Annotated in this window: 17 protein-coding genes; 3 read left to right on the forward strand and 14 right to left on the reverse strand. The window is 67.6% G+C overall.

Going from position 1 to position 13,539, the window contains the following annotated elements:
* Window position 1 precedes the first annotated feature (1 nt).
* Both E4P09_RS26065 and E4P09_RS18235 read left to right on the forward strand, forming a co-directional pair.
* On the forward strand, window positions 2-178 hold the full coding sequence (locus E4P09_RS26065) for a hypothetical protein (protein ID WP_170984493.1): 177 nt from the start codon (window positions 2-4) through the stop codon (window positions 176-178).
* A gap of 3 nt (window positions 179-181) precedes the next feature.
* A complete protein-coding gene (locus E4P09_RS18235; RefSeq protein WP_137391056.1) occupies window positions 182-1,549 on the forward strand; it encodes an amidase in 1,368 nt (455 codons plus the stop codon).
* On the opposite strand, the gene phnN is transcribed toward E4P09_RS18235, so the two are convergent.
* From phnN to phnG, 13 genes are all read right to left on the reverse strand, one after another.
* On the reverse strand, window positions 1,534-2,151 hold the full coding sequence (gene phnN, locus E4P09_RS18240) for a phosphonate metabolism protein/1,5-bisphosphokinase (PRPP-forming) PhnN (protein ID WP_239025261.1): 618 nt from the start codon (window positions 2,149-2,151) through the stop codon (window positions 1,534-1,536). The two genes, E4P09_RS18235 and phnN, sit on opposite strands and share 16 nt — an antisense overlap.
* Complete coding sequence (locus E4P09_RS18245; RefSeq protein WP_137391057.1) at window positions 2,141-3,277, reverse strand: alpha-D-ribose 1-methylphosphonate 5-triphosphate diphosphatase; 1,137 nt, start codon at window positions 3,275-3,277, stop codon at window positions 2,141-2,143. Before E4P09_RS18245 ends, phnN begins: the two co-directional genes overlap by 11 nt.
* A gap of 1 nt (window position 3,278) precedes the next feature.
* Entirely contained in the window at window positions 3,279-3,989 is a 711-nt protein-coding gene (locus tag E4P09_RS18250; RefSeq protein ID WP_137391222.1) for a DUF1045 domain-containing protein, read from the reverse strand.
* Window positions 3,989-4,807 (reverse strand): phosphonate ABC transporter, permease protein PhnE, encoded by an 819-nt coding sequence (phnE, locus tag E4P09_RS18255; protein ID WP_239025262.1) that lies wholly within the window; start codon window positions 4,805-4,807, stop codon window positions 3,989-3,991. Before phnE ends, E4P09_RS18250 begins: the two co-directional genes overlap by 1 nt.
* A gap of 61 nt (window positions 4,808-4,868) precedes the next feature.
* Entirely contained in the window at window positions 4,869-5,858 is a 990-nt protein-coding gene (phnD, locus tag E4P09_RS18260; protein WP_137391058.1) for a phosphonate ABC transporter substrate-binding protein, read from the reverse strand.
* 28 nt (window positions 5,859-5,886) lie between these two features.
* Window positions 5,887-6,726 carry a phosphonate ABC transporter ATP-binding protein gene (gene phnC / locus E4P09_RS18265; RefSeq protein ID WP_137391059.1) on the reverse strand — a complete coding sequence of 280 codons (840 nt, stop codon included), beginning with the start codon at window positions 6,724-6,726 and terminating at the stop codon, window positions 5,887-5,889.
* Window positions 6,727-6,834: 108 nt separating this feature from the next.
* Complete coding sequence (locus E4P09_RS18270) at window positions 6,835-7,533, reverse strand: DapH/DapD/GlmU-related protein (RefSeq protein ID WP_137391060.1); 699 nt, start codon at window positions 7,531-7,533, stop codon at window positions 6,835-6,837.
* A 1-nt stretch (window position 7,534) separates the two neighbouring features.
* Entirely contained in the window at window positions 7,535-8,242 is a 708-nt protein-coding gene (phnL, locus tag E4P09_RS18275; RefSeq protein WP_137391224.1) for a phosphonate C-P lyase system protein PhnL, read from the reverse strand.
* Between the two features lie 12 nt (window positions 8,243-8,254).
* Complete coding sequence (gene phnK, locus E4P09_RS18280) at window positions 8,255-9,013, reverse strand: phosphonate C-P lyase system protein PhnK (protein ID WP_428977730.1); 759 nt, start codon at window positions 9,011-9,013, stop codon at window positions 8,255-8,257.
* 59 nt (window positions 9,014-9,072) lie between these two features.
* Window positions 9,073-9,951 carry an alpha-D-ribose 1-methylphosphonate 5-phosphate C-P-lyase PhnJ gene (locus E4P09_RS18285; protein WP_137391061.1) on the reverse strand — a complete coding sequence of 293 codons (879 nt, stop codon included), beginning with the start codon at window positions 9,949-9,951 and terminating at the stop codon, window positions 9,073-9,075.
* Window positions 9,948-11,051, reverse strand: coding sequence for a carbon-phosphorus lyase complex subunit (locus tag E4P09_RS18290; RefSeq protein WP_137391062.1), 1,104 nt, complete (start codon window positions 11,049-11,051; stop codon window positions 9,948-9,950). Before E4P09_RS18290 ends, E4P09_RS18285 begins: the two co-directional genes overlap by 4 nt.
* A gap of 2 nt (window positions 11,052-11,053) precedes the next feature.
* Complete coding sequence (gene phnH / locus E4P09_RS18295; RefSeq protein ID WP_137391063.1) at window positions 11,054-11,665, reverse strand: phosphonate C-P lyase system protein PhnH; 612 nt, start codon at window positions 11,663-11,665, stop codon at window positions 11,054-11,056.
* The gene (gene phnG, locus E4P09_RS18300) at window positions 11,665-12,120 is read right to left on the reverse strand and encodes a phosphonate C-P lyase system protein PhnG (RefSeq protein ID WP_137391064.1); all 456 of its coding nucleotides are present in this window, start codon (window positions 12,118-12,120) and stop codon (window positions 11,665-11,667) included. Before phnG ends, phnH begins: the two co-directional genes overlap by 1 nt.
* An 82-nt stretch (window positions 12,121-12,202) precedes the next feature.
* On the opposite strand from phnG, the gene phnF reads away from it, so the two are divergent.
* On the forward strand, window positions 12,203-13,000 hold the full coding sequence (gene phnF / locus E4P09_RS18305; RefSeq protein WP_137391065.1) for a phosphonate metabolism transcriptional regulator PhnF: 798 nt from the start codon (window positions 12,203-12,205) through the stop codon (window positions 12,998-13,000).
* A gap of 227 nt (window positions 13,001-13,227) precedes the next feature.
* Here the strand turns inward: phnF and ihfB are convergent, their stop codons facing one another.
* Window positions 13,228-13,527 (reverse strand): integration host factor subunit beta, encoded by a 300-nt coding sequence (gene ihfB / locus E4P09_RS18310; RefSeq protein WP_137391066.1) that lies wholly within the window; start codon window positions 13,525-13,527, stop codon window positions 13,228-13,230.
* Window positions 13,528-13,539: the final 12 nt, after the last annotated feature.

Consider the following 13,539-nt stretch of genomic DNA (forward strand, 5'->3'; position numbering starts at 1 on the left):
CATGGAAAAGGACAGCATCATCGCCCGGCTTCGCGAGCTGATCCAGTACAGCCCGACCGGGGAGGAGGCCGAGCAGGTGGCCTCCCTGCTTGACGCGAGCCGGCCGATCGACGTCGAAGATCCCGTTCTCGCAGCGCCGGCCGTCATCTACGCGCCGGACCTGCCATCGCCGGAGTAGTCTGTGAAGAACGGGTCGGAGCCCATGAGCCTGCTCAGCCTCTCGCTCGCCGAGGCCTCGCGGCGCATCGATGCCGGAGAGGTCTCTCCCGTGGCGCTGCTTGAGGCGTGCCTGGAGCGCATCCGGCAGGAGGACGCGCGGCTCAGGTGCTTTATCGCCGTTGCGGCGGAGAGCGCGCGGTGCGAGGCCCTGTCCGCGGAGCGTCGGGCGAAGGCGGGGCGGCGCGTCGGCCCGTTGGACGGCATTCCCGTCGCCGTGAAGGACGTGGTCGCCTCCCGCGGCCTGCCGACCACGGCCGGCAGCGCGCTCCTTGCCGATTTCATTCCCGAAAGCGACGCGCCCGCGCTGCGCGATCTCAAGGCAGCGGGCGCCGTGATCGTTGGCAAGACCAATCTGCATGAGTTCGCCTATGGGGTCACCAGCGACAACCCCGTCTTCGGGGTGGTGATCAACCCGCTCGATCCGGAGCGGCTGCCCGGCGGCTCCAGCGGCGGGTCGGCGGCGGCCGTGGCCTCGGGCATGGCCTTCGCGGCGGTCGGCTCCGACACGGGAGGGTCCATCCGCATACCGGCCGCCGCATGCGGCATCGTGGGGTTGAAGCCGAGTTTCGGCCTGCTCAGCTGCGAGGGCGTCATACCACAGGCCTGGAGCCTCGATCACATCGGCCCCATGGCCCGGACCGTGGACGACGTTCGCCTCCTGCTCGAAGCCTGGACGGGCCGGCGCTTCGGCGGCGCCCGCATCAATGCCGGCCTCCGGATCGGCGTTCCGATCGACCTGATGGCTGCCGCGAGCCTCGAGGTCGCCGAAGCCTTCGGTCACGTCTTGCGCCGGATCGAGGCCATGGGCGCACGGATCCACGAGGTCGAATTCCCGGACCTCGCTATGGCCCGCCGTGCATGGCTTACCATTCTGCTGGCGGAGTCCGCCGCCTATCACAAGCGGAACATGGAAACGCATCCGCAGCGGATCGGGCCGGATGTCCGGCCCTTCCTGCTGGCCGGGTTGCTGATCGACAGCACGCAGTATTTGCAGGCCCAGCGCTTCCGACGCCAATGGCGGGATCGCGTGGGCGCGATGATGGGCGAGCTCGACGTTCTGGCCCATCCCGTCTTTCCGGTCCCGACACCCAGGCGGGGGCAAGCCGAGGTCGAAACGGGCGCGGGCCTCATGAGCACGCGAGATGCCCTGGTGCTCTACCAGTGGCCCGCCAATCTGCTGGGCTGGCCCTCGCTTGCCTTGCCGTGCCCGGAACGGGTCGATGGCCAGCCGCTCGGCCTCATGCTCACGGCCAAGCCATTCGCGGAAGCGGGCTTGCTCGCCCTCGGCCGGCAAATCGAAGAAAGATCGGCCCGTCAGTCGCCGCGATGACCGGTGGCTGCGGCCGCCCGGCGGATTGCGCTCACCAAGGCTTCGCCCGCCACCGCCAGCTCGCCGCTATTGTCGATCTCGACCGCGCCGCCAAGCTCGCGGCACGGCATCGCCGCCCGCTGCAGCCTCTGGCGCATTTCGGCTTCGCTCTCGCGCCGCCGCGCGGCAAGCCTCGCGGCCAGGACCTCCGGGCGGCATGTGACGTGGACGGTGACGACCTGCGGGAAGGCCGCGCGTATGGCGGGCAGGGCCGCGCGCGAGCCGTTCACCACGGCCACGCCACCTCTCATCAGGTGCGTGCGCACCGCGATCGGGATGCCGTATTGCAGACCGTGGGCCTCCCAGTCCACCGCGAAGGCCCCCGCGGCGCGCGCTGCGGCGAAGGCGTCCGGCGAGCACGTATCGTGATCCTCGGCGGAGGCGAGCGCCTCCCGCGTCACCACCCGGCGCACGAACAGGATCGACGGATCCGCTGCCAGCCTCTGCCGGGCATAGGCGATCAGGCTGTCCTTGCCCGCCCCGCTCGGGCCGACCACGACCATGAGAATGCCGCCGTCCCCGGCAGCGGCCGACGCAACGACCGGGCAAGCTTCAGGCAACACGGCGGCCCTCGCGCCACACCGCGCGCACCACCGGCACGCCCTTATGCCGGCGCACGCGCACCAGATCGGCGCGCAGGCCCCGGGCGATACGCCCGCGATCCTCGAGCCCGACCACCCGTGCCGGCGTCGCACTCACCAGCCCTATGCTTTCCGGCAGGCTCATGCTGCCTTCGTCCGCGAGAATGAAAGGCGCGTGAATGAGGCTGAACGGCACATAGTCGGACGAAAGTACATCCAGCACCCCGGCATTCGCCAGCGCCTTGGCCGAGATATTCCCGGAATGCGACTTGCCGCGAACCACGTTCGGCGCGCCCACCAGCACCGCCATGCCGGCTTCATGCGACGCCTTCGCCGCCTCCATGCTGGTTGGAAACTCGGCGAGCCGGACGCCGAAGGCGCGGGACTCCATGACATGCTCCACCGTCGCGTCGTCGTGGCTGGCGAGCGCGATGCCGCGTTCCTGGCAAGCCTCCACGATCACCCTGCGGTGCGGTGCGGCGTAGCGGCGCGATTCCTCGATGCGCCTGGCAACGAAGCGGTCGAAATCGGCATCGCTCAGGCCGCGCTTCTTCCTGTAGTAGAGCGTGTACTGTTCGAGCGTCTGGAATTGGCGCTGGCCCGGCGCGTGATCCATCAGCGAGGCGAGCTTCACCTGCGGATCGCTCCGGAAATCCTCGAAATGGTCGAGCACGTCCTTGGCCGAGACTTCGCAGCGCAGATGGATCAGGTGGGTGGCGCGCAGCCGGTCCTCTGCGCCGGCGGTCTCGATCGCATCGGCAATGGCGCGCATCTCGCCTTTCTCGAACCCGGCATCCCCGTCCGAGCCGAGGCGCAGGCAGTCGAAAACTGTCGTGATGCCCGAGGCGGCGACCTGGGCGTCATGCGCCTGCAGGGCCGCAATGCTGTCCCACACCACGCCCGGGCGCGGGCTGTAGTGAGATTCGAGATGGTCCGTGTGCAGCTCCACCAGGCCGGGAATCAGATAATCGCCGTCCATGTCCTCGCCGATGCCGGCGGGGCCGCTATCGATCTCTGCAATCGATCCGTCGCGAATGAGAAGCGAGCCGCGGACGATCTCGTCTTCCAGAACGATCCGGGCATTGGTGAGCGCTAGGTCTTGCGGCATGTCAGGCAGACTTTCTCGACTGGGCGGCCGAGCCGAAACGGTGGATGGAGTGAACGGTGAAGTCGGCGCCCGGCTCGGGCTCGACGAAGACCGCCACGGCGTCGATATGGAGCGGGGCATCGAGCACGGCCGCGAAATGCGCCTGCAGGGCCGGTTCGATCCGCGCGGCGACCTCGGGCTCCAGAGCGCTGGTGAGCGTCATGTGGAAGCGGAACTCCTCCTTCACATGAGGGTAGCCGAACGCATCGAGATAGGCGCGCTGGCGTGCCGTCAGCCGCTCGGGCCGGCGCCGCTGAACATCACTCGGCGTGAGCGGCGCGCGCAGCCCGTTGAAGTGATCGACGGCGCTGGAGGCGAGCGCATCCACCTCAGGGCAAGCCGCTGCCGGTGTCAGCGCCAGGAAGCTTCCGATAGGCGTGATCGCGAGGCGTGGAATGGCGAGCTCTGTATGGCCTCGCGCAAAGGATTGGGCCGCGGAGGCAACGGCGCTCGCGCTCAGCCCGTCCCGCAGCCGGAACGGGGCGACCAGGGTGGCATGGAAGCCATAGCGGCGCGGCTCAGCCGTCAGGCGCCGGAACGCGGCGGCGGAGAACCCGTCCGGTGCCGGCATGTCCACTGGCGCGCCCGTGAAGGCGCTGCGGCCGAGCCAGGCCTCCGCTGCCATGGTCAGCGGGTCGTCGGCGTCCGGCGTGAAATAGATGGCATGACGCATCACAGGAACAGCTTCCGCAGCTGCTGCGACAGCATGTCGATGAGCGACACCGTCACCAGCATGATGATCAGCATGGCCGAGGCCTGCGGATAATAGAACCCTCGGATGGCTTCGAAGAGCACCTGGCCGATGCCGCCCGCGCCGATGACGCCCAATACGGTGGCCGCGCGCACATTGGATTCGAAGCGGTACAGCGCGTAGGACATCCATAGCGGAATGACCTGCGGCACCACCCCGAACACCACCTCCTGGAGCCGGGAGGCACCCGTTGCCCGGATGGCCTCGACCGGACGCGGGTCGATCGCCTCGACCGCCTCGGAGAACAGCTTCGCCAGGATGCCGGTGGTGTGCACGAACAGCGCCATCACGCCGGCGAACGGCCCGAGGCCGACCGCAACCACGAACAGCACGGCAAAGACGAGCTCGTGGATGGCCCGGCAGGCATCCATCAGGCGGCGCATGGGCTGCACGATGGTCCACGGCGCGATGTTGCGTGCCGACAATATGCCGAAGGGCACGGCGAAGGCCGCAGCCAGGAATGTTCCCCACAGCGCGATCTGGATGGTGACCACCATCTCGTGCACGTAATAGCGCCATTCGGAAAAATTCGGCCGCGCGAAGCCGCTGGCATATTGGGCCATGTTGCCGGCATCGGTGAACAGGAGCGTCCAGCGCGACATCTCGGTCGGCGTCCAGCTCCACGCGAGCAGCAGGCCCAGCGTGATCCAGGTCAGCGCCGTCCATGCGCTCCGTGTCCAGTCCCGCTCCACCTCCGGCCGGGCCATCTCGGGCGTCGTCATATCCGCGGTGTGGTTCATCGTCGACTCTCGACCCATGGTGGGCCGGCCGCTTCCCCATCGACGCGGCCGGGCAGGGCGATCAGCTCTGGAGCGACTTGAGCTTTGCCTCGAAGGCCGCCTTCTCGGCCTCCAGCTTCTCGATCTGCGCCTTCTTGTCGGCCTCCGACAGCGACGTGTCCGCCTGGATCTTGGCAATGCTCTTGCTCAGCTCCATGATGCGGATGGGCAGCAGCTGGTCGTTGGTGGAGGGCCGGAACGGCGCCCAGTCGAGGCCGGCGAGGACCTCCTTCTCCCGTGCCACGTCGCCATCCGACTTGTCGGTGCCGTAGGTCAGGAAGAATTCCTTGAGCTTGGCCTTGGTCTCTTCCGGCAGGTCCTTGCGCCAGACCAGCGGGTCGGCGGGGATCAGCGGCGATTTCCAGATCACCTTCACCTTGGCGAAGGCGTCCGGCGCGTTCCTCTCCAGCACCGCCAGGTTCTCGGTATTGTTGGTCGCCGCATCGAGCTGGCCGTTGGCCACGGCCATGGCATTGGTCTCGTGGTTGGAATTGGTCACGTTCTTGAAGCACGTCTTCGGGTCGATATTGTTGGCCGCGAAGACGAAGGTGGTCGGCACCAGGAAGCCCGAGGTCGAGTTCGGGTCGCCCAGGCCGAAATTCAGCGACTTGTCGCACTTCAGGAGATCTTCGACCGAGTTGAGCTTGCTGTCCTTTGGCGCGAGGATGACGGACCAGTAGCCGGGATGCCCTTCGACGCTCACGGTCTGTGCGAACACTTCGCCCCCGGCGCGGTCCACCGCCTCCATGGCCGACTTGTTGCCGTACCAGGCGACGTGAACCTTGCCGAAGCGCATGCCCTCGATCACGCCCGAATAGTCGGACGCGAAGAACGGCTTCACCTTAAGCCCGGTCTTCTTGGCGAGGTCGGCGAGCAGCGGCTCCCATTTGGGCCTGAGGTTCTGCTGCGATTCGGTGGAGATGATGCCGAAATTGATCTCTTGGGCCACGGCAGCGCCCGACAAGACGACGGCGAATAAGGCCGCCGCGGCACCCTTGAGAAATGCGTTCATGGCAAGCTTCCCTGTTTGCTGTGGTTGGCTACGCAAAGGCCGGAACCCACTCCGGGTCCGCGACACGCGTCGGTTTCGCCGGCTGCAACGGCGCATCCGGCAAGATCAGTTCCTCGGAATTGGCCCCGTAGAGCTCGACCAACATCTGGTTCGTCAGCGCCGACGAGGGACCGTCGAAGACGATGCGGCCGTCGCGCAGCGCGATCGTGCGCGGGCAGTAGCGGCGCGCATATTCCACCTGATGCAGCGACACCACGCAGGTGATCTGCTCGTCGCGATTGATCGCCGCGAGAATCTCCATGACACGCCGGGCGGAGGAGGGGTCGAGCGAGGCGATCGGCTCGTCGGCGAGCAGGATGTTGGAGCGCTGCACCAGCGTGCGGGCGATGGCCGCGCGCTGCTGCTGCCCGCCGGAAAGCGTGGAGGCGCGCTGCCAGGCGAGTTCCGGAATGCCGACCCGGGCGAGCGCGTCGCGGGCGCGGCGCTTTTCCTCCGCCGTGAACAGCCCGAGTGTGCCGCGCCAGGCCGGGACGCGCCCGAGATTGCCGAGCAGCACATTGGACAGGACGGACAGCCGGCCCACCAGGTTGAACTGCTGGAAGACGACGCCGATGTTACGACGCATTTCGCGGGCCCGCGCCGACAGCCGGCCGCCGTCCTGGATCGGCGTGCCCAGAACGTCGATGCGGCTTTGCCCCGCCTGGCCGATCTCCAGCCCGCAGATGTGGCGGATCAGCGTGCTCTTGCCCGAGCCGGACGCGCCGATCAGCGCGACCATCTCGCCGCGCTCTATATCGACGCTGACATCGTCCAGCGCCCGCTTCTTGCCGAAACTCTTGGACAGATTTCGAATGGAGATCGCGGTCATCAAGTCCCTCCTTCGGTCAGAACCGCAGGGGCTGTGGCGATGAGAGCTTTCGGGCTTGCCCTGCCGGCGATCCCGGCCGGCGGATATGGAACGGGCGCGCCGACACCATCATGGGCTTATCCCCACCGCATGAAGGGCAGTTGTCGGCTGCATGTCGGTTCCATGACGATCCACGGCGCGCTCCGGCACGCCCCCGTTTTCGTAGCGCTCCAGGAACGCCTCGGCGCTCAGCGAGCGGAAATCATCCAGCGCGGCGCGCAGGCGCTCATGCGGCCAGTCCCACCAGGCGAGCGCCCGCATCCGCGCCGCGATCGAATCGGGAAAGCGTTTGCGGATGACCTTCGCGGGCACGCCGCCGACGATGGTGTAGGGCGGCACATCCCTGGTGACCACCGCCCCGGCGCCGACCACCGCGCCGTCCCCGATCGTCACGCCCGGCAGGATGGTGGCGCCATGGCCGATCCATGTGTCATGGCCGATGAACACGCGCTTGGCCCGGCGCGCGGCGAAGAAATCCGCCTCATGCTCCGCATCGTCGAAATAGTCCGATGCACGGTAGGTGAAGTGATGCAGAGTGGCCCGCCACATGGGATGGTGGGTGGCGTTGATGCGCACCGAGGCCGCGATATTGGCGAACTTGCCGATGGTCGCGCACCAGCTCTGGCAGTTCTCCATCACATAGGAGTAGTCACCGAGTTCGGTTTCAACGAGCCGTCCGCCCTCGGCCACTTCCGTGTAGCGGCCGAGCGTGCAGTTCTCCAGGCGGGCCGTCGGATGGACCACGGGCGTTTCGGACAGGCGGGCCATGTCAGGCAGCCCTCCTGTCGGGGGCGAATGCGGTCACGTCGATGACCATGTCGGCGACGGCGTTGCGCACATCCGCATCGTGGAAGATGCCGAGCAGCGCGACGCCGGCCGCTTTCTTCTCCCGGATCATGTCGATTACGACCGACCGGTTGGCTGCGTCGAGCGAAGCGGTGGGCTCGTCGAGCAGCAGGATCGGGTGATCGGTGATGAAGCCGCGCGCGATGTTCACCCGCTGCTGCTCACCGCCCGAGAAGGTGGCCGGGGGCAGGGCCCACAGCCGCTCCGGCAGGTTGAGCCGCGCCAGGAGCTCGCCGGCGCGTCGCTGCGCCTCCTGCCGAAGAATCCCCCGTGCGATCAGCGGCTCTGCCACGATGTCGAGCGCGCCGACACGCGGCACCACGCGCAGGAACTGGCTGACATAGCCGATCGTCTCCCGGCGCAGCGCGAGGATCATTCGCGGTTCCGCACCGGCCAGATCCACCTCTCTGCCCCGATGCCGCACCAGGATCTGCCCGGCATTGGCGGCATAGTTGCCATAGAGCATCTTGAGGATCGAGCTCTTGCCCGCACCGGACGGGCCGCCGAGCACGGCGCATTGGCCCGCCTGCAGAGCGAAGGCCGCACCGGCAATCACCGGCAGCTCCACCCCGCCGCGCAGATGCATGGTGAAGGTCTTGGCAAGCCCGGAAACGGTGAGCGCAGGGGTCATCGTCATGCGGCCTCACACTTGCAGGATGGAAGAAACGAGCAGCTGGGTATAGGGCGCCTGCGGGTCGTCGAGCAGGCGGTCGGTCAAGCCATGCTCCACCACGCGGCCGTCCTTCATCACCAGCATGCGATGCGATAGGAGACGCGCCACGGCGAGATCGTGCGTCACGATCACCACGGCGAGACCGAGATCGCTCACCAGCCCGCGCAAGAGGTCGAGCAGCCTGGCCTGCACCGAGACATCGAGCCCGCCGGTGGGCTCGTCCATGAACACGAGCCGCGGCGCCGTGACCAGGTTGCGCGCGATCTGCAGGCGCTGGCGCATGCCGCCCGAAAAGGCGCGCGGCTGGTCGTCGATGCGGTCCGCGTCGATCTCCACGCGGGCGAGCCACTCGGCCGCGCTGGCGCGGATCTTGCCGTAATGCCGGTGGCCGATGGCCATCAGCCGCTCGCCCACATTGGCGCCGGCCGAGACCGTCATCCGCAATCCGTCCGCCGGGTTCTGGTGCACGAAGCCCCAGTCCGTGCGCAGGAGGAACCGGCGCTCGGCCTCGCTCAGGTCGTTGAGGTCGCGCATCTCGCCGTCGCGCATGCGATAGGACACCGTGCCCGCGCTCGGCGCCAGGCGCGTGGAGATGCAGTTGAGCAGGGTCGTCTTGCCGGAGCCGGACTCGCCGACCACCGCCAGCACTTCGCCCGGCCAGAGGTCGAAGCTCACATCCGCGCAGCCGATGCGGGTGCCGTAGCGCTTGGTCAGCCCGCGCACCGACATGAGCGGCAGCGCCTCGCTGTCATGATCGAACTCTTTGGCTGTGGGGGCAGCGAAGGTCATCATGCAGCCTCCCCAGCCAATTCGCCGCGATGGCCTTCGGCTCGCCGCGTCTCGCAATGATCCGTGTCGGAGCACACGAACATGCGCCCGCCACGATCATCCAGCACCACCTCGTCGAGATACACGTCCTCCGCGCCGCACAAGGCGCATGGTTTGTCGAAGCGCTGCACCGCGAACGGGTGGTCCTCGAAATCGAGGCTGACGACGTCCGTATGAGGGGGCAGGGCGTAGATGCGCTTCTCGCGGCCGGCCCCGAACAGCTGCAACGCCTCCGACATGTGCATCTTCGGATTGTCGAATTTCGGCGTCGGCGACGGGTCCATCACGTAGCGCCCTTGCACCTTGACGGGATAGGCATAGGTGGTGGCGATATGGCCGTTCCGCGCGATGTCCTCGTACAGCTTCACATGCATCAGCCCGTATTCCTCGAGCGCATGCATCTTCCGCGTCTCCGTCTCCCGCGGCTCGAGAAAGCGCAGCGGCTCGGGGATGGGCACCTGGTAGACCAGCACCTGGCCCTCGCGCAGCGGCGCCTCCGGGATGCGGTGGCGGGTCTGGATGATGGTGGCCTCCGCCGTCCGCGTCGTCGTCTCGACCCCGGCCACCTTCTGGAAGAACTTGCGGATCGACACCGCATTGGTGGTGTCGTCGGCGCCCTGGTCGATCACCTTCAGCACATCGTCGGGCCCGAGGATCGCGGCGGTCACCTGAACGCCGCCGGTGCCCCAGCCATAGGGCATGGGCATCTCGCGGCTGGCGAAAGGCACCTGGTAGCCGGGAATGGCGATCGCCTTGAGGATGGCACGCCGGATCATCCGCTTGGTCTGCTCGTCCAGATAGGCGAAGTTGTAGGTCGAAGCCTGAGGCTGCGCCGTCATTCCACCGCCTCCCGAACGTCCACGGCGCCCTCGGGGTGGGCATCCTCATGTTCCGCGCGCATGGTGCGCACGAGGTCGAGTTCCGCCTGGAAATCCACGTAATGCGGCAGCTTCAGATGCTCGACGAAGCCGGTCGCCTGCACGTTGTCGCAATGGGAGATGACGAACTCCTCATCCTGCGCCGGCGCCACGATGTCCTCGCCCAGCTCCTCTGCCCGGAGCGCGCGGTCGCACAGCGCCATGGCCATCGCCTTGCGCTCCGACTGGCCGAACACCAGGCCATAGCCGCGGGTGAACTGCGGCGGCGTCTTGGCCGAGCCCTTGAACTGGTTGATCATTTGGCATTCCGTCAGCTGCACCCGGCCCACCGGCACGGCAAAGCCGAGTTCCGGCATGAACACCTCCACCTCCACGTCACCGATGCGGATCTCGCCGGCGAACGGGTGGGAGCGGGCGTAGCCGCGCTGGGTCGAATAGCCGAGGCCCAAGAGGAAGCCTTCATCGCCCCGCGCCAGGGCTTGCAGGCGCATGGCGCGCGACAGGGGAAATTCCAGCGGCGTCTGGTTGATGTCGCCGGGCGTGCCCGTGCCGTCCGCATCCGCCTCGATTAGGCCCTCCCCACCGAGAATGTCGGCGATCCGCATGACGGGCTCGGCCTCGCCCTCGCGCCGCTTGGCCGCGTCGACCTCCGGATCCCCGTCCAGCTCTTCATCGAGCAGCCGATGGGTATAGTCGAAGGTGGGGCCGAGCAGCTGTCCGCCGGGCAGGTCCTTGTAGCAGGCCGATATGCGGCGCTCGACCAGCATGGCACCCGTATCCACCGGCTCACTGTAGCCGAAGCGCGGCAGTGTGGTGCGATAGGCCCGGATCAGGAAGATCGCCTCGATCAGGTCGCCGCGGGCCTGCTTGATGGCCAGCGCCGCCAGCCGGCGGTCATAGAGCGAGCCCTCGCTCATCACCCGGTCCACGCCGAGCGCGAGTTGTTCCGCGATTTGGTCGAGCGTCAGGGCTGGCACCGAGCGGTCGCCCCTACGGCGGTCCGCTAGCAGGCGATGTGCGTTGTCGATCGCGGCCTCGCCGCCCTTCACGGCCACATACATGGCTAGTCCTCCGCCCGCACGAGGTGCGCCGAGCGCGGCAGGCAGGCGATCGCCTCGCCTGCGCACAGGATCAGGTCGACACCGCGCGGGAAGCGTCGGCTATTGCTGCTCCACTGAGCGGCAAAATCGCTGGGCAGGCCGGCCGGCGCGATCGACACCTCATCCCGGATCCCCGGGCCGCGGAAGGTGAGGGGAGTGCCTCCCTCCAGGCTCTCCAGCTGCAGCACGAGGGTTGCCGAGCGGTCGGGATATTCCTGTGTCCCTTGCGCGAACTCCGCCAGCGGCGGCATCGCGGCAGGCGCGCCGATGAACGCGAAGGCCGCATGGGTGGGCACGCGCGCCACCCGTGCGCCTGTATGGAAGGCGAGCCACGCTTGCACGGCCTCGCTTCCGCCCAGTACCGGATCGAGCCACACGGGCGTATCGGCGTCCACCAGCGTGCAGGCGAGCGCCCCCGCCAGCGGGTGCAGCGGCAGCGGCGGCACGGTGCGCGCCACCAGCGGCGTTCGCCTTGCCGGCCGCGCCATTCCATCCATCACGGCGCGGAAGGTCGCCTGCGCGTCGAACACTGGCTGGGCAAAACCGCCTTCGAGCATGTGTGCTTGGGGCCTCATCAATCCTCCCCGCGCACCATGGTGAAGAAATCGACCCGGGTCGCCGCCGTCTCCTGCCGGCGCCGCTCATCGGCGTCATCGAGCTCGCGTTTGATCGGCGCGATCATCGCCGCATCGATCAAGGCGGCGGTCTCGGCATCCTGGCAGAGCGCGTCGATCACCGCGGCAAGGCGGACCTTGGCGCCGTCGCGGCCGAGCGCCATGGCATGTCCGACGGACCCATCCTCCAGCCGCACGCTCGCCCGGGTTACCGTCGCCTCGCCCAGGTTGAAGGCGGCGCCGGTCCCGCCGATGCGCCCGCGCAGCATCACCAGGCCGGAGTCTGGCCCGCGCAGCAGCGTATAGGCCGGATTGAGTCCGAGCCCGGCCCAGAGTTCCTGCAATCGGCTGGTCTTGCAGCGCGCCAGCACGGCCATCCGGTTCTTGCGCGCTAGGGTATGCGTCTCGGCCTGCATCAATGCCCCAATTCGTCTATTGATCTAGACAATAGGATGAATTATCCGACTCCTAGCCAATGAGGATGACAGGCGGGTGACAATGACAGGCTCGATTGCAAAAAGGTCTGCCGTGCAGCGCGGTGTCGGCGTCGCCCTGTGGCGGCAGATCGCCGATGAGATCCGCACCGGCCTCGCCGCCGGCACTATGGGCGATAACGAGGGGCGGCTGCCGCCCGAGAGCGATCTGGCGGCGCGGTTCGGGGTCAATCGCCATACGGTGCGCGCCGCCATCGCCGCCTTGTCCCACGAGGGCGTCCTGCAGTCCGTCCAGGGGCGCGGAACCTTTGCGCGGCGGCGCCACAGGCTGGTCTATCCGATCCGCGAGCGGACGCGCTTCTCGGCCGGCCTCGAGAACCAGGCGCGCGATCGGCAGATAGAGCTCGTCGGGCACGGTAACGAAGGGGCCCCGGCGGAGGTGGCCGCCGCGCTCGGCCTTCCCACAGGCGATCCGGTCGCGCGCATCGAGACGTTGGGAACCGCCGATGGCGTCCCGGTCTCTCGTGCCACGTCCTGGTTCAGCGCGGCGCGCTTTCCCGATATCGCTGCGGCCTTCGACCGCTACAACTCGATCACCGCGGCGCTACGTGAGTTCGGCATCGATGATTATCTGCGGGCGTCCACGAGCATCGAGGCACGCCATGCCGACGAGGCCGACACGCGCGATCTGCGCCTGTCGCCCGGGGCCATCGTCATCGTCACGCGCGCCCTTAACGTCGATACGGCCGGCGCGCCGATCCAGTTCTCGCTGACGCGCTTTCCGGCCGACCGGGTCGAGCTCCTGGTGGAGTCCCATCAGCCGCCGCGGCGAGGGGCGGCCGCGAAAACGCCGACCGTCTGACTCGGGTTAGAGTGTTTCGAGTGAGGTGGGTACCAGTTCGCGTAAAGAAAATGCGACCAAGTAAGAACTTAGGGCGTTCCGCCATTTCAGAGAAAAGCGGAACCGCCCTAGCTCTTCAGGCCCTGGATGCCCCGGTCGGAGCCGGTCATGAGGATTTTGGAGGAGTCATCGGCGGCTTACGTGGTTGCCCGGCTTGAGCTGGCAACACGGGGAACGCTGCGGAACCGCTATTGGTCCTCGCCTTTGCCGGCGCCGTTCAGCCGGTCGCGCAGCTCCTTGCCGGTCTTGAAATAGGGCACGCGCTTCGGCCCCACATCGACTGGCGTGCCGGTCCGCGGATTGCGCGCGGTGCGCGCCTGCCGCTCCTTGACCGAGAAGGCCCCGAAGCCGCGCAGCTCCACCCGGTCGCCGCGGGCGAGCGCATCGCGGATCTCGTTCAAGATCGTATTGATGATCCGTTCGACATCGCGCTGATATAAATGGGGATTCTGCTGAGCTATATGCAGAATGAGCTCAGACTTGATCATGCCCCCTCCACC

The organism is Rhodoligotrophos defluvii, from assembly GCF_005281615.1.
GTDB classification, from domain to species: domain Bacteria; phylum Pseudomonadota; class Alphaproteobacteria; order Rhizobiales; family Im1; genus Rhodoligotrophos; species Rhodoligotrophos defluvii.

Excerpts from the sequence above, each read along its gene's own strand:
- E4P09_RS26065 (WP_170984493.1), top strand. The coding sequence starts at position 2 with ATGGAAAAGGACAGCATCATCGCCCGGCTTCGCGAGCTGATCCAGTAC.
- E4P09_RS18245 (WP_137391057.1), bottom strand. The coding sequence starts at position 3,277 with ATGCCGCAAGACCTAGCGCTCACCAATGCCCGGATCGTTCTGGAAGAC.
- E4P09_RS18250 (WP_137391222.1), bottom strand. The coding sequence starts at position 3,989 with ATGCGTCATGCCATCTATTTCACGCCGGACGCCGACGACCCGCTGACC.
- phnE (WP_239025262.1), bottom strand. The coding sequence starts at position 4,807 with ATGAACCACACCGCGGATATGACGACGCCCGAGATGGCCCGGCCGGAG.
- phnD (WP_137391058.1), bottom strand. The coding sequence starts at position 5,858 with ATGAACGCATTTCTCAAGGGTGCCGCGGCGGCCTTATTCGCCGTCGTC.
- phnC (WP_137391059.1), bottom strand. The coding sequence starts at position 6,726 with ATGACCGCGATCTCCATTCGAAATCTGTCCAAGAGTTTCGGCAAGAAG.
- E4P09_RS18270 (WP_137391060.1), bottom strand. The coding sequence starts at position 7,533 with ATGGCCCGCCTGTCCGAAACGCCCGTGGTCCATCCGACGGCCCGCCTG.
- phnL (WP_137391224.1), bottom strand. The coding sequence starts at position 8,242 with ATGACCCCTGCGCTCACCGTTTCCGGGCTTGCCAAGACCTTCACCATG.
- phnK (WP_428977730.1), bottom strand. The coding sequence starts at position 9,013 with ATGTCGGTGCGCGGGCTGACCAAGCGCTACGGCACCCGCATCGGCTGC.
- E4P09_RS18285 (WP_137391061.1), bottom strand. The coding sequence starts at position 9,951 with ATGACGGCGCAGCCTCAGGCTTCGACCTACAACTTCGCCTATCTGGAC.
- E4P09_RS18290 (WP_137391062.1), bottom strand. The coding sequence starts at position 11,051 with ATGTATGTGGCCGTGAAGGGCGGCGAGGCCGCGATCGACAACGCACAT.
- phnH (WP_137391063.1), bottom strand. The coding sequence starts at position 11,665 with ATGAGGCCCCAAGCACACATGCTCGAAGGCGGTTTTGCCCAGCCAGTG.
- phnG (WP_137391064.1), bottom strand. The coding sequence starts at position 12,120 with ATGCAGGCCGAGACGCATACCCTAGCGCGCAAGAACCGGATGGCCGTG.
- phnF (WP_137391065.1), top strand. The coding sequence starts at position 12,203 with ATGACAGGCTCGATTGCAAAAAGGTCTGCCGTGCAGCGCGGTGTCGGC.
- ihfB (WP_137391066.1), bottom strand. The coding sequence starts at position 13,527 with ATGATCAAGTCTGAGCTCATTCTGCATATAGCTCAGCAGAATCCCCAT.